The 10,852-nt window shown below is 32.6% G+C and carries 14 protein-coding genes and 1 pseudogene; 10 read left to right on the forward strand and 5 right to left on the reverse strand.

The window, feature by feature from the left end; all coding sequences use genetic code 11:
- A partial coding sequence (locus KO504_RS08845) for a T9SS type A sorting domain-containing protein (RefSeq protein WP_215926025.1) occupies positions 1-468 on the forward strand: 468 nt, incomplete at its 5' end.
- Here KO504_RS08845 and KO504_RS08850 read toward each other — a convergent pair.
- Positions 458-1,606: a cysteine desulfurase family protein gene (locus tag KO504_RS08850; RefSeq protein WP_215926026.1), complete on the reverse strand. Its 1,149-nt coding sequence runs from the start codon at positions 1,604-1,606 to the stop codon at positions 458-460. The genes KO504_RS08845 and KO504_RS08850 overlap by 11 nt on opposite strands.
- 86 nt (positions 1,607-1,692) lie before the next feature.
- Between KO504_RS08850 and KO504_RS08855 the strand changes: the two genes are divergently transcribed.
- Entirely contained in the window at positions 1,693-2,658 is a 966-nt protein-coding gene (locus KO504_RS08855) for a hypothetical protein (protein ID WP_215926028.1), read from the forward strand.
- Here the strand turns inward: KO504_RS08855 and KO504_RS08860 are convergent.
- Positions 2,655-3,212 carry a Smr/MutS family protein gene (locus KO504_RS08860; RefSeq protein ID WP_215926030.1) on the reverse strand — a complete coding sequence of 186 codons (558 nt, stop codon included), beginning with the start codon at positions 3,210-3,212 and terminating at the stop codon, positions 2,655-2,657. The two genes, KO504_RS08855 and KO504_RS08860, sit on opposite strands and share 4 nt — an antisense overlap.
- The gene (locus tag KO504_RS08865) at positions 3,202-3,417 is read right to left on the reverse strand and encodes a hypothetical protein (protein WP_215926032.1); all 216 of its coding nucleotides are present in this window, start codon (positions 3,415-3,417) and stop codon (positions 3,202-3,204) included. The genes KO504_RS08860 and KO504_RS08865 overlap by 11 nt, the downstream gene beginning before the upstream one ends.
- Before the next feature lie 111 nt (positions 3,418-3,528).
- On the opposite strand from KO504_RS08865, the gene KO504_RS08870 reads away from it, so the two are divergent.
- Positions 3,529-3,828, forward strand: coding sequence for a DUF2752 domain-containing protein (locus KO504_RS08870; protein ID WP_215926034.1), 300 nt, complete (start codon positions 3,529-3,531; stop codon positions 3,826-3,828).
- A 14-nt stretch (positions 3,829-3,842) separates the two neighbouring features.
- On the forward strand, positions 3,843-4,172 hold the full coding sequence (locus tag KO504_RS08875; RefSeq protein ID WP_215926036.1) for a CCC motif membrane protein: 330 nt from the start codon (positions 3,843-3,845) through the stop codon (positions 4,170-4,172).
- Between the two features lie 73 nt (positions 4,173-4,245).
- Here the strand turns inward: KO504_RS08875 and rocD are convergent, their stop codons facing one another.
- Positions 4,246-5,490: an ornithine--oxo-acid transaminase gene (gene rocD, locus KO504_RS08880; protein WP_215926038.1), complete on the reverse strand. Its 1,245-nt coding sequence runs from the start codon at positions 5,488-5,490 to the stop codon at positions 4,246-4,248.
- A 144-nt stretch (positions 5,491-5,634) separates the two neighbouring features.
- A complete protein-coding gene (locus KO504_RS08885; RefSeq protein WP_215926040.1) occupies positions 5,635-5,877 on the reverse strand; it encodes a hypothetical protein in 243 nt (80 codons plus the stop codon).
- A 189-nt stretch (positions 5,878-6,066) separates the two neighbouring features.
- Between KO504_RS08885 and rlmD the strand changes: the two genes are divergently transcribed.
- The 6 genes and pseudogenes from rlmD to KO504_RS08915 form a co-directional block, all read left to right on the forward strand.
- Positions 6,067-7,521 (forward strand): 23S rRNA (uracil(1939)-C(5))-methyltransferase RlmD, encoded by a 1,455-nt coding sequence (gene rlmD / locus KO504_RS08890; protein WP_215926042.1) that lies wholly within the window; start codon positions 6,067-6,069, stop codon positions 7,519-7,521.
- Positions 7,522-7,635: 114 nt separating this feature from the next.
- Positions 7,636-8,256 carry a DUF6452 family protein gene (locus KO504_RS08895; protein ID WP_215926044.1) on the forward strand — a complete coding sequence of 207 codons (621 nt, stop codon included), beginning with the start codon at positions 7,636-7,638 and terminating at the stop codon, positions 8,254-8,256.
- Positions 8,222-8,980: a DUF6048 family protein gene (locus tag KO504_RS08900; RefSeq protein WP_252723648.1), complete on the forward strand. Its 759-nt coding sequence runs from the start codon at positions 8,222-8,224 to the stop codon at positions 8,978-8,980. The genes KO504_RS08895 and KO504_RS08900 overlap by 35 nt, the downstream gene beginning before the upstream one ends.
- A 79-nt stretch (positions 8,981-9,059) precedes the next feature.
- The gene (locus tag KO504_RS08905; protein WP_215926046.1) at positions 9,060-9,605 is read left to right on the forward strand and encodes a DinB family protein; all 546 of its coding nucleotides are present in this window, start codon (positions 9,060-9,062) and stop codon (positions 9,603-9,605) included.
- Positions 9,606-9,874: 269 nt separating this feature from the next.
- A complete protein-coding gene (locus KO504_RS08910; protein WP_215926048.1) occupies positions 9,875-10,393 on the forward strand; it encodes a T9SS type A sorting domain-containing protein in 519 nt (172 codons plus the stop codon).
- Between the two features lie 5 nt (positions 10,394-10,398).
- Positions 10,399-10,852, forward strand: a pseudogene (locus KO504_RS08915) (fibrobacter succinogenes major paralogous domain-containing protein); the annotation flags it as partial.

Below are 10,852 nucleotides of genomic sequence, written 5' to 3' on the forward strand. Positions count from 1 at the left end.
CAACAACAACAACAACAACCTTTACGTTTTAGAATTTTTGATATTCAGAATTTTGATGACTCTCAAGGTATCTATATTCACGATTTAGAGAATGACACTTATGTTAATTTGAGAAATTTAGATTACGAACTCAATATTGAACCAGGAAACTATACAAATCGTTTTGAAATTGTATTTACTCCTGAAGATGGCTCTCTAGGTGTTGATGAGCTTGACTTAGCTTCTTTAAAAATACAGCAAAATAATAAAGTTCATGAACTTTCCGTGCATAACCCAAATGGTTTAGACATTAAAACTATTGAAATTTTTGACGTTGCTGGTAAACGTATTTTACAAGCTAATTTTGATGCTGTAAAAAACAAATACGATTTATCTACATTACGTTTGAGTGATGGATTTTACGTGGTAAATGTTGCTACTAATTCAAATACAAAAGCCAAGTCTCAAAAAATTATTGTTAAGAACTAACAAATTCCTTTAAAACAGTAACCACATAATCCAATTCTTCTTTAGTGTTATATATACTGAAGGAGAAACGGACTGATGGTTGTTTCAATTTCTCATCATTTAATATTTCTGTTAACACATGTGATTGTTGGTTACTTCCACTTTGGCAAGCGCTACCTTTAGAACAAGCAATTCCTTTTAAATCGAGTTGAAATTGTAACATTGGTGCTTTTTGTGGTGCAATTGGCAAACAAACATTCACTAATGTATAAGTACTCTTCGTTTCTTCTTCTTCACAACTTCCATTAAAACTAGCGTTTGGTAAATGTGCTTTTATTTGCTGAATGAAATAACGCTTTAATGCAGAAACGTATTTTTTATCTTCTTCTAAATTGGCATAAGCAATTTTAAGTGCCTCATCCATACCAACTATATTATGTATCGATTCAGTACCTGCTCTATAACCTCTCTCCTGTTCTCCTCCAAAAATCAAAGGTTTTAATCCCGATTCTTTTCTTACAAAACAAAACCCCACTCCTTTTGGTCCGTGAAATTTATGTGCACTTGCTGCTAAAAAATCTATTGGTGTCGTTTTTAAATCAATTTTATAATGCCCAACAGACTGCACAGTATCTGTGTGAAATAAGGCGTCATAGGTTTTACAAAGATTTGCAACACGCTCAATATCTAAAATATTACCAATTTCGTTATTTATATGCATTAAGCTAACTACAGTCTTGTTTCCAGACTGTAACAATGTTTCTAAATGAGCATAATTTATAACACCACAATCATCTAAATCTACAAAGCTTAATGTTACATCATATTCTTTCTGTAACTGTTCTGCTGTATGCAAAACGGCATGATGCTCAATTTTAGAAAGAATAATTTCTGTAACTCCTAAATCTCTCACAGCACTTCGCAGTGCTAAATTATCGGCTTCAGTACCTCCAGAAGTAAAAATAATTTCTGAAGCTGACACATTAAAATAAGAGGCTATATTTTTTCGACACTGTTCCAAAAGTGCTTTAGACGAGCGACCAAAACTATGCGTGGACGATGCATTTCCGTAACTTTCTCGCATTACTTGCGTCATTCGCTCTATAACTTTTGGTCGTATAGCTGTTGTCGCTGCGTTGTCTAAATATACTTGCTTCATATTGCAAAAATATTGTAAATAAAATTATTTAGTTAATGGAGCGTTATAATTTTACAAATCGTTTATTTTTGTTCAAAATTGAGTCTATGATACGTCGTTTTTTTATCTGTTTTATTTTAGTGTTTATAGTCGCTTGTGATGATGGCGATATTTTAACTGTTGATTTAGATTTTGAAGGAAACTTAGAACGTTGTGATAATTTTGAAGAGTATCATTTAATATATGATACACGAGAAGACCCAAGTGAATCTCTCATCTTAATTTTACCTAAAAACAACGCCAACAACGCTCTTTTTACAACTCCTACACCTGTAGGCGAACCCGTAACTATAGATATTAGTTCTACTAATGCTAGATTTTTATTTAGAACTTACAATAGAAACTTGAGTGATAATGAATTATGCGATATTGTACCGCCTTATGATTTATCAATTGCAGATAATTATGAAGCATTTGATGGCCAAATTCAAATTACAGTAACTGTTGTAGATGATGATAATGATGGAGTACCCGCCGAATTTGAAGGTTTAGCCGGAGAGCCATACGAAGATGGTATTTATTGGGATTCTTTAGACACTGACCAAGATGGGCTCCCAGATTATATAGATAAAGACGATGACAATGACAACGTACTAACTATAGATGAAATTGATAATACAGATGGTGATGATGACCCAACCACTAACCCTCTAAATACAGATGCAGATTTAGTAGTAGGTGGAGATGAGCTACCTGACTATTTAGATTTCGACGATGATGGTGATAATATCCCCACTTATTTAGAAGATGTAGATGGAGATCAAAACCCAAGAGATCTCTCTAACTACGTTGTAGATGAGTTTGGATCAGACATTTTTCGTTATTTGTATAATCACGAAGATTATTTAGACACCTATCCAGATCCAGGAAAAAGAGTTACAACATATACTAGAACGGTAACAACAAGTATTACAATAGTAGGTATTGATTTAGAAATTCTAAGAACAACAATTATTGATTTTGGTACTTTAACAACGACCTTAGAAGTAACACCAAGTATCTTTTTAGATTAAGGTGCTACATTCTGAAAAATTCTAACTTCTGTAGCTCCTAACCCGTAGGTTTTATAATCTGCATCATAATATTTAACATTATTATAGCGACCAAAAAGCGTTTCTAACTCTTGTCGTAACACGCCTTCTCCTACTCCATGTATAAATACAATTTTAGGAATACGCTTTCGCATGGCAAATTCTAATTGTCCTCTAGCTGTATCTAATTGAAGATTTAGCATGTCATAATTAGACATACCTTTTGATGATTTTGTTAAATGGTGAATATGCAAGTCTACTTCAAATTTTGGAGCATGCCGTTCTTTAGGTTTTACCGTTGGTGCAGACTTTCGTTTTCTAGATGCTTTTTCTTTTTTTACAGCTTCAATATCCGTGTTGTAAACGGCATTTTCTAGACTATTACCAGAAGCCATTAACATGAGTTCTTGAGCTTCAAACTGAAAGTCGAAACCATGAGCGTCTTCAACAAAAATCATGTCTCCTGAAATTTTTGTAATAACTCCAGAAATAGCATCATCAATAGTTTCTACGGTATCACCTATTTTAAATTTCATCTTCCTTTTCGCTTTTAATAAAAGATTCCTCAGGCTTATCGTGCTTACTTGGAATATTTCTAGAAGTTCTATAAATACCAAATACTAATAACACAATGCCTCCTATTAAGATATAACTATTTTGTTCCTGTTGTGCTTGTGCATAAAAAGCGATTAAGCCACCAACAACGATACAAATAAAATTTATGGTCCTAGAAATATTCATAACTGATAAATTATTAAACGCAAAAGTAAGGTTTAGAAAAATATTTACGGCAATAGCAAATGAATTTTAAAATGAGGTATAAATTATTTATCAAATTCTTAATTTAGCAGCATGCTAATACTTGCAAAAGGACTTGAGGATTATATGTTACCATGCCTAAACAAACAACTTTTAGGCTTTGACTGTATGGGTTGTGGGCTTCAACGCTCTGTAGCCTTAATACTTAATGGTCAATTAATAGATGCCTTTTTTATGTATCCTGCAATCTATACTTTAATTGCCTTCTTTGGATTTTTAATTGTAAACAGTTTTAAAAATTTTAAGCATAGCAATAAAATTATTATTATATTGGCTTTAGCTAATGTATTAATCATAGTTATTAGTTACCTAATCAAACTTTACTTAAAATAAATCAAACAAAAATTATGGAACAACAAAAACTAAACCCAGCTATTGTTTATGTATTAGCTATTATTGGATTACTATGCTGCTGCTTTGGCGGTCTTGGTGTATTACTTTCAGCACCTGCTTTTTTTATTGCACAAAGTGGCTTAAAGAAGGCCAGTCTTAATCCTGAAAACTACGATCAAGGAAGTGTAAAAGCAATGAATACAGCTAAAATTGTAGCATTAATAATTTTAATTATAAATGTGGTTTACTTGCTAATGACTATTTACAGAATATACACTGTTGGTTGGGACGAAATAATGTTACAGTCACAAGAAATGATGGAACAAATCCAACAAAATCAATAGTACTTTAATAAAAAATAAAAAGCGATTTTCTTAATTGAAAATCGCTTTTTTTATATCTATGCTGAAATTATTACTAAGATTCAAACTCTTTTAAAGTCTTAATGATAATAGACACACAATCTAGTAATTGTTCTTTTGTCATTACTAAAGGTGGAGCAAAACGAATAATATTACCATGTGTTGGTTTTGCTAACAAGCCATTGTCTCTTAATTTTAAACAAATATTCCAAGCAGTATCACTGTCTTCTGTATCGTTTATTAAAATAGCATTCAATAAACCTTTACCTCTTACAGAATTAACAATAGAACTTGTTTCAATAAATTTAGATAATTCACTTCTAAATAAGTCTCCTAATTCTTGAGCATTGTTTGCTAAATTTTCATCCTTAACAACTTCTAAAGCTGCAATAGCCACTGCCGCAGCAATTGGATTTCCTCCAAACGTACTTCCGTGATTTCCTGGCTTTATAACATTCATAATGTTATCATTTGCTAAAACAGCAGACACAGGATATGCACCACCTGATAAGGCTTTGCCTAAGATTAGAATATCTGGCTTAACGTTTTCATGGTCTACAGCCAACATCTTTCCAGTTCTAGCAATACCTGTTTGTACTTCGTCTGCAATAAATAAAACATTATGAGCTTCACATATCGCTTTTGCTTTTGCTAAATACCCTTCACTTGGCACATAAACTCCTGCTTCACCTTGAATTGGTTCTACTAAAAAGCCAGCAACATTAGGATTGTTTTTTAACGTATCTTCTAAAGCTTCTAAATTGTTGTACTCAATTTTTATAAAACCATTCGTATAAGGTCCAAAGTTTTTACGTGCTATAGGATCGTTACTAAACGAAATGATTGTTGTTGTTCTTCCGTGGAAGTTGTTTTCACATACAACAATCTCAGCTTCATTTTCATCAATTCCTTTAACTTCATAAGCCCATTTTCTACAAAGTTTTAAAGCTGTTTCTACAGCTTCGGCACCTGTATTCATAGGTAAAAGCTTATCGAAATTAAATGTTTCGGAAGCGTATTTTTCATATTTCCCTAACATATCATTATAAAATGCTCTTGATGTTAAGGTTAGTGTTTGTGCTTGCTTAGTCATAGCAGCAACAATTTTAGGATGACAATGCCCTTGATTTACGGCAGAGTAAGCAGACAAAAAATCGTAATATTGTTTACCTTCTACATCCCATACATGTACACCTTCTCCTCTACTCAATACTACAGGTAGTGGATGGTAATTGTGCGCACCATATTTGTTTTCTAAATCTATCGCTTCTTGCGATGTTAATTGGTCTATAACAGCCATTTTAAAAATAATTTAATAAATGAATAAAATATCCATTCCTTCATCACCTTTATTCTTTCAAACGTATTGAAAAAGCAGCGTGGGAGAGAAATCATCCCTAAGAACGTGCAAATTAATAAATATTCTTTTCGATTTAAAACTTACTCAGCTATTTTTCCTGACAATGCATAAAACTTGAAGCTCGGGCGTCCCAATAAACCCTTCTGGTTTAGAGAACTGGAATTTAATATCATCAAAATCATTCATCTCAATAATAGTATATCTAATATGACTATGACCACCTTTACTTCCAACTTGCAATCTATTCTTGAATTTTATGGCTAGCCAGTTTTCAGAAGGCCAAACTAAATCTTCAGAAAACGCTAATGTTTTAAATAATTGAGACACCTTTTATTTAGGCTGATGGATTATTCTGGTATGCCTATTTTTCACTCTTATACTTTTAAAGACGACAGAATTATAAAAAGGTTCATTTTATTTTGAAATTCTTTTTGAAGTTAATCTAAATTATACAGACCTAATTCAGTCCAACTATTTATAAAATAAGAATATCTTTGCAGTCAAATTATTATAAAAATGCCAAAGAGAGAACGGAATAAATTTGTAAAGCGCGGACAAATCATTGAGATTTTAATTGAAGATTACGCTTTTGGTGGCAAAGGTATTGGTCGTATTAGAAATGAACATGGAGAATTTGTTGTTTTTGTTCCTAATACATTACCTGGTCAACTGGTAAAAGGACAGGTAAAAAAGACAAGTAAAAAGTATGCCGAATGCAAACTTTTTGAAGTCTTGAAACCATCGGAAGATGAAATAGACATGCCTTACCAAAGCATTCCTGGTGCTCCTTATATTAATTTGCCTATTGAAAAGCAGCACGACTATAAAAAGCAAAGCACCTTAGAGTTATTTAAGCGCATTGGTAAAGTTGCTGATATTGAAGCTAAGTTTGACGAATTTGTAAGCTCTCCAAACACATTTCATTATAGAAATAAAATGGAATATGGTTTTTCTGCTATTGGTTATAATCACGAATTAAAAACCGATGTCGATGAATTTACATTAGGATTTAAAAAACGTGGTACATGGTGGTGTGGTGATGATCTTAAAAAAGATTCTGGTTTATTTGATGCTGAATTTGAAAACCGCATAAAAGACATCAAAGCCTATTGTGTAGACACCGGATTAGCCCCTTGGCATCCTCCAAAAAGAGAAGGCTTTTTTAGGTATTTTGTCGTTAGAAAATCTTTTAAAACCAATCAATTACTTTTTAATTTAGTTACAACGTCTTACGATTTACCAGAGTTTGATTTAGATAAATTCGCGAATTATTTAGTCGAATTATTTGGCGATCGTGTTGCTGGTTTATTACATACCATTAACGACGAAACTGGAGATCGAACGATTGCTACAACCGGAAGTATTTCTCTAGTGTATGGCGACGATAAAATTGTTGAAGAATTATTAGGTTTAAATTTTGAAATCAGCATGAAAAGCTTTTTTCAAACCAACCCTAAATGTGCTGAGAAGTTATATTCTAAAGTGGTCGATTATGCTTTAGAAAATAAAGATGCTATTGATAATACGGTGGTCTTAGATTTATTCTGTGGCACAGGAACTATTGGTCAAATTATAGCCAACAAATCTGATAACACTAAAATTGTTGGAGTGGATATTGTAGCAGCTGCTATTGAAGATGCTAAAGAAAATGCCAAACGAAATAATATTGAAGGTTTAAAATTCTTTGCTGCAGACGTTGGTAAATTTTTAACAGAACACCCTGAATACGCCAATAAAATTAGAACGATTATTCTAGATCCTGCGAGAGCCGGAATTGCACCAAAAACTCTTAAAAAAATAATAAACCTAAATGCAGAACGTTTGGTTTATGTATCTTGTAATCCAGCAACACAAGCCAGAGATACAGAACAATTAATGGAGTCTGGTTACACCATTAAAAAATTAAGTTTGGTAGATCAGTTTCCGCATACAGCACATATAGAAACGGTTGTTTTGTTTGAAAAAGGTTAACTTTTTGACTTGTTTCTGATAGTGATTACACCTTCGTAAGAAGCCAAATTGAAAAAATAACTCATATGCTATATGCATTTCGCAATTATTAAATAAACGAATCAACACGATTCTATGAAAAGATTATTTCAAAAAAAATATATCATCCCATTTGTACTTAGTTTAATAGTTATAACGACTTTACAAAACTGTGAACGCGATGATATTTGTGCTGCCACAACTTCCACGACTCCGCGATTAGTTATAGAATTTTATGATATAGATAATCCTGAGAGTTTAAAAAATGTCCCTAGACTTACAGTTTATGGAGAAGGTCAAATATTAAATGAGGATGGCCAAATTATAGAACCCATAGAAGCCTCTGATAAAATTATAGAAGATTACGTTAATGAGAGTTCTTATGTCTTTAATGTAAATACAAATAAAATTGGGCTACCTTTAAAAATAGATGACGGTCTAAATAACGAAACTATTACCACACGATATATACTAGAAAAAGACACTAACCAACGTATAGATGCTACTGGAGAATCTAACACAGACATTTTAGAAGTCTCCTATAAAACTGAATTTGTATATGTTTCTAGAGCTTGTGGTTACAAAAGTATCTTTACAGAATTAAGCGTTACTAGAGACACTGATAGTGAGCCATGGATTGCCAATATAGAAATAGAAGAAACCATAGAATTAACTGTAGAAAATGAAAATACAACACATGTTCGCATCTATCATTAGAAGCGTTATTATCTTGCTGTTGTTATCTACAATAGCAATTGCGCAAGAGAAGAAAAAAACAATTAACGATACTTTAATTTACAAGCAAAAGTATGGCCTTAGACTTGGCGCAGATGTAAGCAAGCTAGCGCATTCTTTCATTGATGACAATTATACCGGTTTTGAAATTACAGGAGATTATCGTCTCACCAAACGCATTTACATTGCTGGGGAAATTGGTAACGAAGAACGTACACTTGAAAATGATTTTATGAACACCACTACAAAAGGGAGTTATTTTAAAGGTGGAGTTGATATTAATTTCTACAAAAATTGGCTTGACATGGAAAACATGATTTATTCTGGTTTCCGCATTGGTGCGAGTACTTTTAGCAGTACTTTAAACAATTACACAATTTACGATCCTAACAACCAGTATTGGGAACAACAATATTATGTAGAAGAAGGAGAAGAATTTAAAAGCTTAACCGCACTGTGGGCAGAACTTCAAATTGGATTAAAGGCGGAATTATTTAATAACTTTTTTGCAGGTGTTAACATTCAACTTAAGTTCTTAATTTCTGAAACTGAACCTGATAATTACGAAAATCTTTATATTCCTGGTTACAACAGAACTTTTGACAGCAGCAAATTTGGAGGTGGCTTTGGGTTTAACTTATCTTATTTAGTTCCTATTTTTAAGAAGGATAAAATTGTGATTCAAGAAAAAGAAATTGAAGAGTAGCTGTTAGAAAAATAAAAGAATTTTACCCTATCTACAATTCGGTAAAAATCCCTATCTTTTCTTTATCAAATTCTTTCATATGGATAAAGAAGCTATTGCAGATTTAATTGAAGCTAAATATTCCGAATTAATCACTTGGCTCGAAAACCAACCAAATGACTCTTGGACTCAAGGGCCTGAAGGGAAATGGACCACAGGGCAGCATGCCCTTCACTTATTACAAAGCATAATCCCATTAAACAATGCTCTAAGTATGCCTAAATACTTACTGCGTTTTAAATATGGAAAAGCCAATAGACCTGTAAGACCATATGCCGCTATAGTAAAACGTTACCAAGAACGCTTATCAGAGGCTAAAGGCAAAACAAATAAAGGTTCTAAGAACCTAAAAACACCTACTTTGGCAGATAAGCAATATCTTTTAAACCGCATACAAACTGAAGAAAAGAAATTACAATATAAAACAAGACGCATAAGCGACAAAAACTTAGATACCGTTGTTTTACCACATCCTTTAATGGGAAAAATGCCTGTTCGAGAAATTATAATGTGGACTGCTCATCATGTTGAGCATCACACCAACACACTAAAGGCAGATTATAGCAATATCATACGCTGCTCATAATAATTTTTATCTCAAAATATAAATCTTTGTAACGTGTCGTATGTATAACAACCAATCATTCAAATTCAGTTCTAAATTTATAACACAACGCAATCAAATTGGTTTTAATTGAGAGAACACCATCCTTAGGATTAACTTTAAGGTTATTAAAATTAAAAAAATAGATTATACATTTTTTTAATTGATAATTTAAACTACATTTGAACTGTTTTAATCGACATTTCGTCGAAAAAAAACAAGCATAGTAACCAAATTTTTAAACCTACTTTATGAAACCAACCAAATTGGCTAACGTATATCCTTTGCGTTTAAGTCCTAGATCCCTTTTACTTTTAGGAGCCCTTATTTCAAGCTTCAATTATATGGAAGCTCAAGAAACCGTAGTTGCTGCAGGTGGCGATATCACAGACACAGGTGGCAGTGTTAACTACTCTGTCGGACAAGTTGTTCAAAATACCTTAACAGATGGAGATACCTCTGCTTTACAAGGTATTCAGTTCTATTTTGAAGACCAAACTCTCACAGTAGTTGATATAAAAACCAATTTAGAAATCACAACCTTCCCTAATCCGACATCATCAAAACTGAACATTACTATAGATGATTTTAAACCCAATACACTTACTTATAAATTGTATAATGGATTAGGCCAATTGGTAATCAATGGAAAAGTTACTACTAAAACTACCACAATTAATGTAGATCAATTAGAAATAGCAACCTATTTACTTCAAATTGAAAACACTACAAATCGAACATCCCAAATCTTTAAAATAATTAAAAACTAACCGAAATGAAAAAAATTACTTTAATTCTTATTTTGATAGCCACATCATTAACCGCTATGGCACAAGCGCCAGATAAAATTAGTTATCAAGCGATAGTAAGAAACAGTAGTGACCAAATATTAGCCAATCAGAATATAGGCATTCAAATTAGCCTTTTAGAAGGATCTACTAATGGTAATGCGATCTATGTTGAAACACAAAACCCTACTACAAATAATAACGGTTTATTGTCTATTGAGATAGGTACCGGAACTAATACCACTGGTATTTTTAGTGACATTGATTGGGGAAACAATTTATATTTTATTAAAACTGAAATCGACCCTACAGGAGGAACGAACTATACCATAACAGGAATTAGTCAATTAATGAGTGTACCCTATGCCTTATATGCAAAAACGTCTGGTAGTTCTATTCCTGGTCCTATAGGTGAAACAGGCGCTACAGGACCTCAAGGAC

This window comes from Winogradskyella psychrotolerans, assembly GCF_018860565.1.
In the GTDB taxonomy this organism is placed as follows: Bacteria; Bacteroidota; Bacteroidia; order Flavobacteriales; family Flavobacteriaceae; genus Winogradskyella; species Winogradskyella damuponensis.